Genomic DNA, 13,716 nt, shown 5'->3' on the forward strand with positions numbered 1-13,716 from the left:
TGACGAGTTGGCTCGTGAGCACGCCGAACCCTCGACTGGCTCGCCTACGCCTCCCACCACGGGACGATCGCGTTCGGCGGCCTGCTCGCCGAGTCGCTGTTGACGAAGTGGCCGGACCTCGACGAGTGGCGCTGGACCGGCGAGTAGCGCGCCGGCGGCGGGGTCACGCGTCGTACACCAGGAGGCCGTCGTCGCGCAGGCGCACGCCCTGGGTCGGGGTGTGCGGTGTGAGGCGCCCGTCGTGCATCAGGTGGTGGACGGACAAGCCGCGGGACAGGACGGCGAAGTCGGCGATCAGGCGTCGGTGGCAGCGCCACCACACCGCTTCGGCGCACATCACCGCGGCGCGCTCCCGGCCCACCTGGTCCACGAGGGCGTCCATCGCGGCGACGAACTCCTGGCCGCGGGTGTGGGCGGCGTAGCCGCGGAACGAGGTGTTGCGCCAGACCGCGTCCGGTGAGTCGGGCGGTGGTGCGCGGAAGCCGCCCAGGCGCTGCTCCCACCGGTAGGCGATGCCCTCCTCGGGCAGCCACTCGGCCAACCGCTGCCGGAGCAGGTCGGGGTCGCGGCGGCTGCCCGGGGCGGTCCTGACGTCCACGACGGCGGTGACGTCGGCTCCCCGGAGGAGGCCGGCCAGCGCGGCCCGGTCCGCGGTGCCGTGGCCGAAGGTGATCAGGTCGGGCTGTTCGTCCGCGTGGGCCATGGCACTGATTCCAGCAGTTCCCGGCGCGCACGGCAGCGCTCGTCCCGGGGGAGCGGTACTGCGAATCGGCGGGCCGCACGTAGGCTGTGCGGACCTGGTGTGAGGAGTCGAGCGGGTGCGGACGGCGGTGCGGGCGGGCCGGTTCGGGCTCCTGCCTGCCCTGCTGCTGGTGCTGCTCGGGGTGAGCGCCGTCGTGGCGCCGGACGGCGGCGGGTACGCGCTGCGCTACCAGGCGTCGCAGCAGCGGCTGCCGCTGCTGGGCGAATCGGCGTCGGCCGCGCCGTCGGTGAACGACGACCTCCACGACTGGCTCCGGTTGTCGTTGGCGGCGCGGCAGGCGCCGACCGCGGACGTGCCGCAGACCTGGTGGGCCGTGCTCGGGCAGGTCGTCGACGAGCACGGCGGACCGGGGCGCCCGCCGGTCGGCGTGGTCGGTGGCCGGGGGATCGCGGCCGCCGGGTGGACGGCGTGGTCGAGCCGGGGGCCACCGCTCGGGTGAACCCGACCCGCCTGACCCCGTTCCGGGGTGAGGCGGCTCGTCGACGCCCTGACCCCCCTTCCACGAGGAATTCCCATGTACCAGGTTGTGCTTGTGCTGCTCGTCGCCATGGTGGTGGCGGCGATCGGTTTGATGGCGAGGATGTTCGCCAAGGACGAGCCGTTCTACGGCGTGGTGGCGCTCGGTGTCCTGGCCGGGCCCGGCAGCCTGCTGGCGCTCGCCCACCTCGCGGTGGCCTGAGCCGGTCCCGCGGGTGGTCCGGCCGGTCCGGGAGGGCCGGCCGGACCACCCGTCACGGTTCGATGAGGCCGGCGCGGATCGCGTAGCGGGTGAGTTCCAGCCGGTCCTTCAGGCCGAGCTTCTGCAGCAGGTTGGCGCGGTGCCGCTCGACGGTCTTGACGCTGATGACCAGCAGGCCGGCGATGTCCTTGGAGGAGTGGCCCTCGGCGACGAGCTTGAGGATCTGCTCCTCGCGGTCGGTGATGGCCCTGGCGGGCAGGTCGGCGCCGTCGCGGACGCGGTCGAGGTAGTTGCGGATGAGCGCGGTGACCGCGCCGGGGTAGAGGAACGGTTCGCCGCGCATGCAGGCCCGGCAGGCCGCGACCAGGTCGCGGTCGGCCACGGACTTGAGGACGTAGCCCGAGGCGCCCGCCTTGAGCGCTTCGAAGAAGTACTGCTCGTTGTCGTACATGGTCAGGATGAGGATGCGCAGGTCCGGTTGCAGGCGCGACAGCTCCCGCGCGGCCTGCAGGCCGGTCAGCCGCGGCATGGCGATGTCGAGGATGGCCAGGTCGGGGCGCTCGGACCGGGCCTTCTCGACGGCCTCGGCGCCGTCACCGGCCTCGGCGACCACGGTCAGGTCCGGCTCGCCGTCCAGGATCAGCCGGACTCCCCGGCGGACCAGCGCGTGGTCGTCGGCGAGCAGGACTCGGGTCTTCGCTTGCGCCATGGTCAGCTGCTCCGGGTCGGGGCGGGCACGCGCAGTCGCACCTCGGTGCCGCCGCTCGGTGGTGGGGTGACGGTCAGCTCCGCGCCGATGAGCAGCGCGCGTTCGCGCATGCCGCGGATGCCGGCGCCCTCGGGTGCGTCGCCGGGCCCGCGGCCGTCGTCGCGGATGCGCAGGTCCACGCCGGCGGGGTCGTGGGCGAGGGTCAGCTCCAGGTGGGTCGCGCGCGCGTGGCGGGCGACGTTGGTGATCGCCTCCTGCGCGACCCGGTAGACGACCAGCTCGGCCTCGTTGCCCAGGGCGGGGAGGTCGTGGTCGAACCGGTGCCGCACCGACAGGCCGCTGTGGTTGGCGATCTCGGTGGTCAGCGCCTTGAGCGCGCTGATCAGCCCCAGCTCTTCGAGCACGCCGGGGCGCAGCCGGCGGGCGATCCGGCGGATCTCGTCGAGGCCGCCGCGGGTGGTCTCCTGCACCTGGCGCAGTTCGGCGCGCACGGTGGGCGGCGCGTGGTCGGCCACCCGCTTGAGCTCCAGCAGGACCGCGGTGAGGGTCTGGCCGACCTCGTCGTGCAGTTCCCGCGCGATGCGGCTGCGCTCGGCCTCCTGCGCGGACAGGGCGCGGGCGGTGCTGTCGCCGCGCTCGGCCTCCAACCTGTCGAGCATGGCGTTGAAGGTCCTGATGAGACCGGAGATCTCGCCGCGCCCGGTGGGCGCGGGGCGCGGGCCGGGGCGCAGCAGGTCGGTCGTGGTCATCGCGCGGGTGAGCCGTTCCAGCGGCGCCAGGTTCAGCCGCAGCAGCACGGCGTTGGCCACCAGCATCACCGCCAGCCCGCCCGTCAGGATCACCGCCTCGGTGAACAGGACCGGGGTGGACACCGTCACCGGTCCGAGCAGCAGCGCCGCCGCGGCCACCACCAGCACCACGGCGTTGAGCAGGAAGATCCGCCAGAACAGCGACACGGGTACGGCCTCCTTCGGTCCCAGGCTGCCGGGGGTCCCGCGACCTGTCCATCCGTGGTGGCACCCATTCGCCGCGTGCGGGTCGCCACCGCCCGCGGATGGGTGTCGGCACCGATTGTCCCGCCTCCGGCCGCCTCGCAGACTGGTGGCCGACGGTTCGCCACGCCGGGAGGAAGAGGTGACAGCGGTGCTCGGGTCGGAACAGCGGGTGCTCGCGCCCCCGGTCGCGACGTTGCAGGCACTCCTCCTCCGCCACGCCGAACAGGTTGATTTCATGCACGCAAGCGATATCGCGGTGAACGTGCCGACGGTCACCGTCCACGACCCGGTGGCGCTGGCCGTGCGGGTGATGGCGGTGAGCCGCCTGCCGGGCCTCGTCGTCGTCGACGAGCGGTCGCGGCCCCACCTGGTGCTGCCCGGGACCCAGGTGCTGCGCCTGGCCGTGCCCGGCGCCTACCAGGAGGACCCGGCGCTCGCCCGCGCGGTCGACGAGGAGCACGCGGACCACTTCTGGCAGGAGCTGGGCGACCTGACGGTCGGCGACTGCGCGCCGCGCCGACCGGTCAAGCCCGTGACCGTGCGCGCCGACGCGACCCTGCTGGAGGTCGCCGCGCTCATGGCGCGCCTGCACAGCCCCCTCGTGGCGGTGGTCGACGAGGACGGCGTGCTCCTCGGCGCCGTCACGCTGGAGCGCCTGATCACCAGCCTGGCGGTGTTCGGCCACGTCGACTGACGGCTGACGCCGCACCGTTCCCGTTCCCCGCACCCGCTCCCGGGTGCGCTGCGCCATGCCTTGAGGAGTGTGCCTTCGGTGTGCCCGAGTACCGCGACCACCCGATCACCCGGCCGCGAACCCGTGACGTGCCCGGGCCACGCCGACGGCCGGACCGGGCCCCCGGGTCGTGACCGGTGAGCGCGGTCCTCGCCCTGGCGATCTTCCTGGTGGCGTTCTTCTTCATCGCCACCGAGAAGGCGGACAAGCTCAAGGTGGTGCTGATCGCGTCGGGCGCGATGGCCGTCACCGGCCTGGTCCCCGGCGCCGAGGTGTTCTTCTCCGAGCACGCGGGCATCGACTGGAACGTCATCTTCCTGCTGTTCGGCATGATGGTCATCGTCGGGATCGTCAAGCAGACCGGCGTCTTCGAGTACCTGGCCATCTGGGCGGCCAAGAAGGCGCGGGGCAAGCCGTACCGCCTCATGGTGATGCTGATGGGGATCACCGCCGTGGCGTCGCCGTTCCTGGACAACGTCACCACGATCATGCTCGTCGCCCCGGTGACGGTCGTGGTGTGCAACCGGCTGCGCATCGCGCCCCAGCCGTACCTGATCGCCGAGGTGTTGGCGTCCAACATCGGCGGCGCGGCGACGCTCATCGGCGACCCGCCCAACATCATCATCGGCAGCCGCGCCGGGCTGACGTTCACCGACTTCCTGGTCCACATGGCGCCCGTCGTGGTGGTCGTCTTCGCGGTGTTCGTGCTGTTGACCAGGGTGCTGTTCCGCAGGTCGTTCCAGTACAACCCGGAGCACGTCGCCGCGGTGATGGCGTTGAACGAGCGGCGGGCCATCACCGACGCCGGGATGCTGCGCCGGTGCGCGGTGGTGTTCGGCCTGGTGGTCGTCGGGTTCGGGCTGCACTCGGTGCTCCACCTCGACCCGGCCGTCGTCGCCCTGGTGGGCGCCGGGCTGATGACGCTGGTCACCCGCGCCGACGTCGGTGACGTGCTGCGCGAGGTCGAGTGGCACACCCTGGCGTTCTTCATGGGCCTGTTCGTCATGGTCGCCGGACTCGTGCACACCGGTGTCATCGAGACGATCGGCGGCTGGGCCGTGCGAGGGGTCGGGGACGACTACTTCCTCGCGGCCACCGCGCTGCTGTTCGGCTCCAGCGTGCTCGGCGCCTTCTTCGACAACATCCCCTACGCCGCCACCATGAGCCCCGTGGTGGAGGGCATCGTCGCCGAGGTGCCGGACCCGGCGACCGGGCAGGCGCTGTGGTGGTCCTTCGCGCTGGGCGCGGACTTCAGCGGCAACGGCACCGCGGTGGCGGCCAGCGCCAACGTCGTCGCCATCGGCATCGCCGCGCGCACCGGGAACCCCATCAGCTTCTGGCAGTTCACCAAGTACGGCATCGCGGTGACCCTGTTGAGCACCGTGATGGCCTGGGTCTACGTCTGGCTTCGCTACTTCGCGTGACACCCGGAAGAGTGACATGTGGAGGTTGCGGTCACGTCCTGTGTGGACTCACGGAAACAGCGTCACCTGTTCGAGGGAAGGGAAGAGGCTTGACGACCGGTGGGCCCACCGGAGCCGGGTTTCCCGCCGCCTGCGGACCCGGCCGGCATCCCGTAGGTTGCGGATCAGCCAACTTCCGGCCGGAGGAGTTGCCCGTGGTCGTCACTCGCGGTGGTGCGGCAACCCGCGACGGGGGTGAGCCGCACCCCCGGTCAGGGGTGGACTGGCCGGGGTGGGTGGCGTGCGCGGCCGCGGTCGCGGGGTTCGCGCTGTGCCTGCTGGGCTGGGCCAGGGGCGGTGGCGGGTTCTCGGTGCCGTGGGCGTCCACACTGGACCTGCGGCTGAGCTTCGCGCTCGACGGCCTGGCCGTGCTCTACGGGTTGCTCGCCACCGGTGTCGGCGCCCTCGTCTTCGCCTACGGCACCCGCTACCTGACCCTGCACCTGGAGCACCAGCGCCGGTCGGCGGTGGAGCGGTGGCGGTTCTGGCCGTGGATGGCGTTGTTCGCGGTGGCCATGGTGGGGCTGGCCACCGCGCAGGACCTGGTGCTGGTGTTCGTCTTCTTCGACCTGACCGCGGTGTGCTCGTACTTCCTCATCGGCTTCGACCGGGCCGAGCGCGGCGCGCGGACCGCGGCGCTGATGGCGTTGCTGGTCACGGTGGTCGCCGCGGTCGCGATGCTGGTCGCCGCGGTGCTGCTCTACGCGGCGCACGGCACGTTCTCGATCCCCGAGCTGCTGGAGCGGGCCGGGCCGTCGACGACCACCACGGTCGCGGGCGCGTTGCTGGCGGTGGCCGCGCTGGCCAAGAGCGCGCAGGTCCCGCTGCACTTCTGGTTGCCGCGCGCGATGGCCGCGCCGACCCCGGTGTCGGCCTACCTGCACTCGGCCGCCATGGTCGCGGCGGGCGTGCTGGTGATCGGGCGCGTGCACCCGCTGCTGGCCCGCGGCGAGGGGGTGCTGACCGGGCTGGTCGTCGTGGGCGCGGCGTCGGTCGTGGTGGGCGGGGTGCTGGCGCTGCGGCAGGACGTGCTCAAGCAGGTCCTCGCCTACTCCACGATCTCGCAGTACGGCTACGTGGTCATGCTCTACGGGATCGGCGGGGCCGAGGGCACCGGCGCGGCGGCGTTCTACGTGCTGGCGCACGGCGTGGCCAAGAGCGCGCTGTTCATGACCGCCGGGGCGGTGACGACGGCGACCGGCGAGGACCGGCTGTCCCGGCTGGGCGGGCTCGGCCGGCGCGCGCCGGTGCTCGCGGCGGCGGCCGGCGTGGCGGCGGCGACGCTGGCCGCGCTGCCGCCCACGGTCGGGTTCTTCAAGGACGAGCTGCTGTTCACCGCGGCGCTGCGGCACGGTCCGGTGACCGCGGTCCTGGCCGTCCTCGCGGCCACCCTGACGTTCGCCTACCTCGGGCGCTTCTGGGCGGCGCTGTTCCTCGGACCACCGCGCGGGCGGCTCGGCGCGACCCCCGGCCTGCTCGTCGCCCCGGTCGTCGTCCTGGCCGCGGTCGCGCTGCTCGGCGGCCTGGTCGTGGCGCCGTTCGCGCGGCTGGCCGGCGACGCGGCCGCCGTCTCGACCGGCGCACCGGTCGCGCTCTCCCCGGCCTACCACCTCGACGCCCGGCCGGAGAACCTGATGGCGGTCGCCGCCTGGGTGCTGGGCGGCCTGCTGCTGGTGCTGCCGCGGGTGGCGGACCGGGTGGCGCTGGTCGCGGTCGCGGCGGGGGAGCGGTGGGGACCGCGGCGGGCCTACGAGGCGGCGCTGCACGCGCTGGACCGCCTGTCGGCCGCGCTGCACGACCGCGAGGTGCGCGACCTGCGCACCAGCATCGCCGCGGTGCTGGTGCCCGCCGGGCTGCTGGTCGGCCTCGCGTTCGTCGCCACCCCGACCGCGGGCGCGTACGCCGTCGGACCGGTCGCCGGGGCCGACTGGCTCGTCCTGCCGCTGCTGGCGCTGGTCGTCGTCGCCACCGCGGTGATCGCCCGGTCCCGGTCGCGGCTGGCCGTGGTGCTCGCCCTCTCGGTGGTCGGCTTCGCGCTGGCCGCGGTGTACGCGCTGGTCGGGGCCCCCGACGTGGCGCTGGTGGCGGTCGTGGTCGAGACCATGCTCACCCTGGTGTTCGTCGCGGCGCTGGCCCGGATGCCCGGTGCGGCCCCGACCGCCCCGGCCCGGCCCCGCAGGCGGTGGCGGGACCCGCTGGCCGGCGGTGTCGCCGGGCTCGCCGTGTTCGCCTCGGTGTGGGGCTTCCTGTCCCAGCCCGCGGCGGACAGCGTCTCGGCCGAGCACGTCCGGCTCACCCCGGCCGCGCACGGCGGCGACGTCGTCACCGTGATCGTCGCCGACTTCCGCGGCCTGGACACGCTGGTCGAGATCACGGTGCTGCTGGTCGCGGTGATCGGCGTGGCCACCCTGATGCGGCGCGGGAGGCTGTGGTGAGCGCGGGGGAGCGCCGCAACGCGCCGCCCGACCCCGTGGTCCGGGGCGTCGCCCGGCTGCTGCCCGGCCCGAGCGTGGTGGTCGCGGCGGCGCTGATCGTCAAGGGCTACGCCGAGGTGGGCGACGGGTTCGCCGCCGGGGTGGTCGTCGCGCTGGCGATCGCGCTGGTCTACGTGGCGCTCGGCGCCGAGGACGCCGAGGTGGCGCTGCCCGCGCTGCGCCACGCGCCGAAGCTCGCGGTCGGCGGCCTGCTCCTCGCGCTCGCGAGCGGGTTCTTCCCGCTCCTGCTCGGCGAGGCGCCGGTGACCCACCACCCCGGTCCGGGCGGGCACGTCACCAAGGTCGGCGCGCTGGAGCTGTTCACCCCGCTGCTGCTGGACCTCGGGGTGTTCCTGCTGGTCGTCGGCGTGCTGACGACGCTGCTGCACCAGCTCGGGCGAGCACCGGGGGTGGGCAAGCGGTGATCCTCGCCTCCGCCCTCGCCGCGGCCGTCCTGTTCGGCTCCGGCGCCTACCTGCTGCTCAAGCGGGACCTGATCCGGATGGTCGCGGGCATCATGCTGATCTCGCAGAGCGCCGTCGTCACCATCATGGCCGCGGGCCTGAGCCGCGGTCCGGCGGCGATCGCGGTGGCGCCGGGCGACGCGGTCAGCGACCCGCTGCCGCAGGCGCTGGCGCTGACCGCGCTGGTCATCGGGCTGGCCACGGTGGCGCTGCTGCTCGCGCTGGTGCACCGGGCCGTGGTGGTCTTCCGGACCGCCGAGCAGGACGAGCTGGCCGCGACCGAGGCCGTGCACGAGGCCGGGCTGGAGCGGCAGCGGCAGGCCGACCGCGAGGAGACCGAGGCCCGCCTGGAGGACGAGCGGCGGGCCGAGCGGGAGCGGGCCCGCTGATGCTGCTGTCGACGGCCCTCCTCGTGCCCTGGGTGGCGGGCGCCGTGCTCGTCGCGCTGGACGGGCGCCTGCGCGTGGTCGCCTGGCTCGCCGTCGCCTCGCTCGCCGCCGCCCTCGCCCTGCTGGGCGTGCTCGCCGCCGACGTGTTCGGCGGTGGCGCCCGCCAGGTCGTCACCGGCGGCTGGCCCGCCGGCGTGGGCATCGTGCTGCGCGCGGACGCGCTGGGCGTCGTCTTCGCGCTGCTCTCGGTGCTCGTGCTGCTGGCCGCGGCCGCGCACGAGGCTGTGGGCGGGGTGCGGTCGCGCACCTTCCCCGGCCTGGTCGTGCTGCTCGGCGCCGGGCTGACCGGCCTGTTCGTCACGGCCGACGTGTTCTCGTTCTACGTCTTCTTCGAGCTGGCGATGACCGCCTCGTACGCGCTCAGCGCCTACGGGGGCAAGCGGCGGCAGCTGCGGGCGGCGCTGGTGTTCACCGCGGTCAACCTGCTGGGCTCGTTCATCTTCCTGCTGTCCGTGGCCGGCGCCTACCGCGTCACCGGGGCGCTGGCGATGGAGCAGGTGGCCGAGCGCGTGCTCGCGGTCAACCCCAACGCGGCCATCCTCATCGCGGCCGGGTTCTTCATCGCCTTCTGCGTCAAGCTCGGCCTGTTCCCGTTCCACTTCTGGCTGCCCACCGTCTACGCCGGCGCCCGGCCCGCGGTCGCGGCGATCCTCAGCGGCGCCGTGGCCAACATCGGCGCCTACGGCCTGCTGCGCTTCGGCGTCGACCTGTTCCCCGAGCAGTTGCGGCTCTCCGGCGTGGTGCTCGTGGTGCTGGGCGCCGCGTCGATCGTCTACGGCGGGGTGCTGGCGGTCTCCCGCGGCGACGCGGCCGAGATGCTGGCCTACTCCGCTATCGGCCAGGTCGGGTACGTGCTGGTCGCGCTGGGCGTCGGCGGGCCGGTCGGCCTGGTGGCCGCGGTGCTCTACAGCGTGATCAACTCGCTGAACAAGGCGTTGCTGTTCCTGGCCTCGGGGGTGCGGGGCGCGCTGGTCGCGGCGGCGTTCGCGGTCGGGGCGCTCAGCGTGGCGGGCGTGCCGCCCGCGGCGGGGTTCGTCGGCAAGCTGGAGCTGTTCCGCACCGGCGTCGTGGCCGGCAGCGCCGCCCTCGTCGTGCTGCTCGTGGTCGGCAGCGCGCTCTCGCTCGTCTACCTGTTCCAGGTCTACCAGCGCGGCTTCTGGCGCCCGGACCCGGCCGCGACCGGCACGCCGAGCCCGCTGCCGCAGCGGCTGCCCACGGCGGTGCTGGCGCTGCTGGTGCTCGCCGCCGGCCTGTGGCCCGAGCCGCTGCTGCTGCTCAGCAGCCACGCGGTCGACGCCCTGCTGGCCCCATGACAACGGAGGTCGAATGCCCGCCCTGCTGCTCCGCGTCGTCGTGCTCACCGCGGTCTACCTGCTGGCGTTGACCAGCCTGCACCCCGGTGACGTCCTCGTCGGGCTCGTCCTGTCGGCCCTGCTGGTCCTGCTGGCCCGGCGGGTCGGCCCGCGCCGACCACCGCCGCCGTCGCCCGTGCCGCTGGGCAGCAGGCTCGCGGGGGTGCCGGCGCTGATCGGCGGGACGCTGGTCGACCTGGTGGTCGGCACCTGGCAGACCGCCGCCCGCCTCGTCGGCAGGGGGCCGACCAGGGCCGGCCTCGTCGAGGTCCCGATCCCCAGGGGCGGGGCGGTCTCGACCGCGGCCTGGGGCGTCCGGGTCGGGTTCGTGCCGGACACCGTCGTCGTCGAGCTCGACGAGGAGCGGGGCCGGATGCTGCTGCACGTGCTCGACGCGAGCGACCCGGAGGCCGTGGTCGCCGCGCAGCACGACTCCTACGAGCGGCGCCAGCGCCGGGTCTTCCCCTGAACCGCCGTGCCCGCCTTCATCGTCGTCCCCGCCCTGTTCTGGGTGACCCTGCTGCTGGTCGCCGGCGGCCTGGTGCTGGTCCGCGCCCGCGACGCCCTCCAGCGCGTCGTCGCGCTCGACCTCCTGGCGGTGATCGTCATCGCGCTGCTGGCCCTGCTGTCCTACCTGCGCGGCCAGGCGTACTACTTCGACGCCGCGGTGGCGCTCGCCCTGCTGTCCTTCGTCGCCACCGTGGCGGCGGCCCGCTACCTCGACTCGGGAGGTCCGTTCGGGTGATCTCGATCCTGCTCGACGTGGTCGGCGGCGCGCTGCTGCTGCTCGGCCTGGTGCTGCTCACGATCAGTCTCATCGGCGTCCTGCGGCTGCCCGACACCTACGGCCAGCTGCACGCCCAGGGCCTGGCCGCCGGGCCCGGGGTGATCGCGGTCCTGGCGTCCTCGATCGCGACCGAGGACGCCACGATCATCACGTTCGCGGTGCTCGCGATCGCGTTCGTCGCGCTCACCTCGCCGGTGTCCGGCCACGCGATCGCCCGCGCCGCCCACCGCCGTGGTGACCGGGAGGCGCGGAAGGCCGGCGGCCGGTCCGAGGGGCAGGCGTGAGGAGGCGGTGGGTCACCCGTCCTGCGCGGGGGTGTCGGGCAGGTCGCGGACCAGCCACACCAACCCCGCGATGACGGCGTAGGCGAGCGCGCCGGTCGGTGATCCGGCGGCCAGGACCACGACGGCCAGGACCGCCGCCGCGGCGGCGACCACCGAAGCGGGCCGGGGACGCCGGGCCGGCGCGACCTCGTCGAGGGCCCGGAAGGAGCGCTCGAAGTCCGGGTCGTCGGCGGTCAACCGGCGCTCGATGTCGAGCAGGGCTTCCCGGTCGCGTTCACTGAGCACGATCCACCTCCTGGGGGCCGTCGGGGTTTCGGCGTCCGGTCGCGGCGCCACGGGCGCCTCTCGGGGGATCGCACCGGGCTCGACGGGGAGCCGCCCGTCGACGCGTCCGACCCCGGCCATGACCCACCTCCGCACCGCGACCTCCGGTCGTCCCGGGTCCAGGGTGGCGGGGCTGGGCGTTCCTCCGCTTGTAGAGGGCCGACAAACAGGGGCGGGTGTTTTGTCGTTCGCCGTCAGTCCCGGGTGGTCGTGCGTGTTACATCATGCCGAGTGAGGAGAGCTTCGCCGCCCGGTTCCTGCCCATGACCTTGCCGGCTATCACCAGGTCCTCCGGGGTCAGGGGCTTCATGGCCGCGCTCGTCATGAACTGCGGCGGGCGGGCCGGCGGTGGCGTGAACTCCTTCAGCGGGCGGGTCACGTGGGCGAATACCCTGCTCTCCTTCTGGAGGATCTCCTCCAGCGCCTGCTTCCAGTTCGGGGACTCGACCTGGAACTTCACCTGCTGCATGCCGACCATCGGGACCCAGCTGACCTCCACCGCGTGCGTGCCGTCGACGTAGTGGAGGGTGAGGTCGGTCTTGATGTGCGCGCGGAGCAGGCTGTTGAAGGCGTACAGGCAGCGGGGCAGCAGGATGAACTCCAGGGCGTTGGCGGGCATGGAGCGGCTGACCCGGAGTTCGTGCGAACCCTCCCTGGGGCGGTCGAGCCCCATCGCCTCGAACGTCTTCCGCACGTCCGGGGCCGGCGCGCCGGTCGACCCCCCGAAGATGGCCGAGTTGGCCGCCCGCTCGGCCAGCATCCTGGTCAGGGCCGGGTTCCTGCCGCGCACTTTCATGACCGCCTGGTACAGCACCTTCCCGAGCGCGGGCGAGGAGCCGGCCTCCCGCCGGTAGTCCGCCATGGACATGCCCAACTCGGTCTTGACGGCCTCCTCGATCTCCTCCCTCCGGAACGAGTCGGAGCCCAGCCACTTCTCCGGGACCTGCTTGCCCCCCTCCTCGACGTACTTCTCCATCCGGACGCTCATGGCCTGGTGTTCGAGCAGGCCGGCCACCTGGGCGGCGTCGTCCCGCGGGCCCGTCTCGGACTGGCTGAGGCTGATCTTGTCCGCGCTGGCCTCGGTCTCCACGTCGATGGACGGCTGCGCCCGGATGTTCTTCCGCTCCCGGTCCTGCCGGGTGAGGATGCCGTTGTTCGCGATGGAGACGATCGCCTGCGCCAGCTTCACCCGCTCGTCCAGGCTCGACCGGAGCCCTTTCAACGCCGCCGGCGCCTTGTCGGCCAGGTTGCGGACGACGTGGTCGTCGACGAGCGACCGGGCCGCGGCGATCTCCCACTCGCCGTTCGGTGCGGTGCCCAGGAGTTCGAAGACCCCGGCGGGGTCGCCCAGCGGTCCCGCCGGGCCGACGACCGTTCGCTGCACCGCCGTCGGGGGCCGGAGTCGGGAGATCGAGCTCGCCACCGCGGAATTGCCGGCGGTTCGCTGGAGGTGCAGCCAGGCACCGTCGGCAACCATGCGGTCACGGTACCCCGCACTCGTGCGGGTTTGACCAGGTCCGGACCACTGCACTTGGGGGCGCGGTCGGCTGCCCGGAAGTGCAGGGCCCCTGGTCCGGGGGTTGGTGCCCCGCGGCGGTGGGGCGGGGCACCAACCCGGTGGAGCGGCGTCGGCCGCGGCCGACGCCGGCGGTCGTCACCAGTCGCACCTGTGGGTGGCCACGCCGTTGACGACCTCGTACCACGAGATGTCCGACCGGGCGGACTCCAGGTCCCAGCCCGCGCCGCCGATCTCGGAGTCCCGCGCGTACGAGGCGTGGCGGCAGAGCTGCTTCTTGAGCGACGACACCCGGTTGTCGCTCAACCCCGGCGGCAGCGGGGTCCCGAGCCGCCACTCGACGCCCGTGCCCCGGTCGTAGCCGCAGAAGGTGTCCTTGACGGTGACCGAGTCGAACCCGTGCTCCGGGTGGCCGGTGTGCTCGGGGTGGTTGCCGGAGTTGAACCACACGTGGACCGCGAGGCCGCCCACCGCGTGGTGGACGCCCGCGTGGCTCGTCGCCGCCCCGGCGGGCGGCGCGACCGTCAGCGCCAGCCGGGTGAAAAAGCGTTTCCTGAACACATGTTCTCCCTCGTCCTGTGTGAAAAATCGCGGTCCCGTGGACTGCGCCCACCCCCGGTCGGCGCCTGCGGACAACCGCCCTGGTGCTGCCCGCAATCGCCCGCGCACCTCGTCCGAAACCCAGCCCAGCAGCCGCGAAAGCCGGTCGGAAGGTCGATTGACA

The 13,716-nt window shown here is 73.6% G+C and carries 18 protein-coding genes; 11 read left to right on the forward strand and 7 right to left on the reverse strand.

Annotated elements, in window-relative coordinates; translation table 11 throughout:
- Positions 1 to 44 precede the first annotated feature (44 nt).
- Together EKG83_RS49025 and EKG83_RS16530 are read right to left on the reverse strand one after the other, a co-directional pair.
- Positions 45 to 167 (reverse strand): hypothetical protein, encoded by a 123-nt coding sequence (locus EKG83_RS49025; protein ID WP_265590337.1) that lies wholly within the window; start codon positions 165 to 167, stop codon positions 45 to 47.
- Positions 164 to 703, reverse strand: coding sequence for a DUF488 domain-containing protein (locus tag EKG83_RS16530; RefSeq protein ID WP_033430970.1), 540 nt, complete (start codon positions 701 to 703; stop codon positions 164 to 166). The genes EKG83_RS49025 and EKG83_RS16530 overlap by 4 nt, the downstream gene beginning before the upstream one ends.
- A gap of 115 nt (positions 704 to 818) precedes the next feature.
- Here EKG83_RS16530 and EKG83_RS16535 point away from each other — a divergent pair, with 115 nt between their 5' ends.
- Positions 819 to 1,202: a hypothetical protein gene (locus EKG83_RS16535; protein WP_033430969.1), complete on the forward strand. Its 384-nt coding sequence runs from the start codon at positions 819 to 821 to the stop codon at positions 1,200 to 1,202.
- Positions 1,203 to 1,277: 75 nt separating this feature from the next.
- On the forward strand, positions 1,278 to 1,442 hold the full coding sequence (locus EKG83_RS16540; protein WP_153278162.1) for a hypothetical protein: 165 nt from the start codon (positions 1,278 to 1,280) through the stop codon (positions 1,440 to 1,442).
- A gap of 52 nt (positions 1,443 to 1,494) precedes the next feature.
- Here EKG83_RS16540 and EKG83_RS16545 read toward each other — a convergent pair whose 3' ends face one another.
- Both EKG83_RS16545 and EKG83_RS16550 read right to left on the reverse strand, forming a co-directional pair.
- Positions 1,495 to 2,151, reverse strand: coding sequence for a response regulator (locus EKG83_RS16545; protein ID WP_033430968.1), 657 nt, complete (start codon positions 2,149 to 2,151; stop codon positions 1,495 to 1,497).
- 2 nt (positions 2,152 to 2,153) lie between these two features.
- Positions 2,154 to 3,107 (reverse strand): HAMP domain-containing sensor histidine kinase, encoded by a 954-nt coding sequence (locus EKG83_RS16550; protein ID WP_033430967.1) that lies wholly within the window; start codon positions 3,105 to 3,107, stop codon positions 2,154 to 2,156.
- Between the two features lie 274 nt (positions 3,108 to 3,381).
- Here EKG83_RS16550 and EKG83_RS16555 point away from each other — a divergent pair, with 274 nt between their 5' ends.
- The 9 genes from EKG83_RS16555 (at position 3,382) to mnhG (ending at position 11,152) form a co-directional block, all read left to right on the forward strand.
- Complete coding sequence (locus tag EKG83_RS16555) at positions 3,382 to 3,840, forward strand: CBS domain-containing protein (RefSeq protein WP_033431055.1); 459 nt, start codon at positions 3,382 to 3,384, stop codon at positions 3,838 to 3,840.
- 176 nt (positions 3,841 to 4,016) lie between these two features.
- Positions 4,017 to 5,303 (forward strand): ArsB/NhaD family transporter, encoded by a 1,287-nt coding sequence (locus EKG83_RS16560; RefSeq protein WP_033430966.1) that lies wholly within the window; start codon positions 4,017 to 4,019, stop codon positions 5,301 to 5,303.
- Between the two features lie 194 nt (positions 5,304 to 5,497).
- Positions 5,498 to 7,777: a hydrogen gas-evolving membrane-bound hydrogenase subunit E gene (mbhE, locus tag EKG83_RS16565; protein ID WP_084716376.1), complete on the forward strand. Its 2,280-nt coding sequence runs from the start codon at positions 5,498 to 5,500 to the stop codon at positions 7,775 to 7,777.
- On the forward strand, positions 7,774 to 8,241 hold the full coding sequence (locus tag EKG83_RS16570) for an MnhB domain-containing protein (RefSeq protein WP_051765748.1): 468 nt from the start codon (positions 7,774 to 7,776) through the stop codon (positions 8,239 to 8,241). Before mbhE ends, EKG83_RS16570 begins: the two co-directional genes overlap by 4 nt.
- Positions 8,238 to 8,669, forward strand: coding sequence for an NADH-quinone oxidoreductase subunit K (locus EKG83_RS16575; protein ID WP_051765685.1), 432 nt, complete (start codon positions 8,238 to 8,240; stop codon positions 8,667 to 8,669). Before EKG83_RS16570 ends, EKG83_RS16575 begins: the two co-directional genes overlap by 4 nt.
- A complete protein-coding gene (locus tag EKG83_RS16580; protein WP_033430965.1) occupies positions 8,669 to 10,042 on the forward strand; it encodes a complex I subunit 5 family protein in 1,374 nt (457 codons plus the stop codon). The genes EKG83_RS16575 and EKG83_RS16580 overlap by 1 nt, the downstream gene beginning before the upstream one ends.
- 13 nt (positions 10,043 to 10,055) lie before the next feature.
- Positions 10,056 to 10,550 carry a Na+/H+ antiporter subunit E gene (locus tag EKG83_RS16585; RefSeq protein ID WP_033430964.1) on the forward strand — a complete coding sequence of 165 codons (495 nt, stop codon included), beginning with the start codon at positions 10,056 to 10,058 and terminating at the stop codon, positions 10,548 to 10,550.
- Positions 10,551 to 10,556: 6 nt separating this feature from the next.
- Positions 10,557 to 10,826 carry a monovalent cation/H+ antiporter complex subunit F gene (locus EKG83_RS16590; protein WP_033430963.1) on the forward strand — a complete coding sequence of 90 codons (270 nt, stop codon included), beginning with the start codon at positions 10,557 to 10,559 and terminating at the stop codon, positions 10,824 to 10,826.
- Positions 10,823 to 11,152, forward strand: a complete 330-nt coding sequence (mnhG, locus tag EKG83_RS16595) for a monovalent cation/H(+) antiporter subunit G (RefSeq protein WP_051765683.1) — start codon at positions 10,823 to 10,825, stop codon at positions 11,150 to 11,152. Before EKG83_RS16590 ends, mnhG begins: the two co-directional genes overlap by 4 nt.
- Positions 11,153 to 11,164: 12 nt before the next feature.
- On the opposite strand, the gene EKG83_RS16600 is transcribed toward mnhG, so the two are convergent.
- The 3 genes from EKG83_RS16600 to EKG83_RS16610 all read right to left on the reverse strand — a co-directional run bounded on the left by EKG83_RS16600 (position 11,165) and on the right by EKG83_RS16610 (position 13,553).
- Positions 11,165 to 11,437 (reverse strand): DUF3040 domain-containing protein, encoded by a 273-nt coding sequence (locus EKG83_RS16600; protein ID WP_170191831.1) that lies wholly within the window; start codon positions 11,435 to 11,437, stop codon positions 11,165 to 11,167.
- A gap of 256 nt (positions 11,438 to 11,693) precedes the next feature.
- Entirely contained in the window at positions 11,694 to 12,953 is a 1,260-nt protein-coding gene (locus EKG83_RS16605; RefSeq protein ID WP_033430961.1) for a hypothetical protein, read from the reverse strand.
- Between the two features lie 177 nt (positions 12,954 to 13,130).
- Positions 13,131 to 13,553, reverse strand: a complete 423-nt coding sequence (locus tag EKG83_RS16610; RefSeq protein WP_033430960.1) for a hypothetical protein — start codon at positions 13,551 to 13,553, stop codon at positions 13,131 to 13,133.
- Positions 13,554 to 13,716 lie beyond the last annotated feature (163 nt).

This window comes from Saccharothrix syringae, assembly GCF_009498035.1.
GTDB classification, from domain to species: Bacteria; Actinomycetota; Actinomycetes; order Mycobacteriales; family Pseudonocardiaceae; genus Actinosynnema; species Actinosynnema syringae.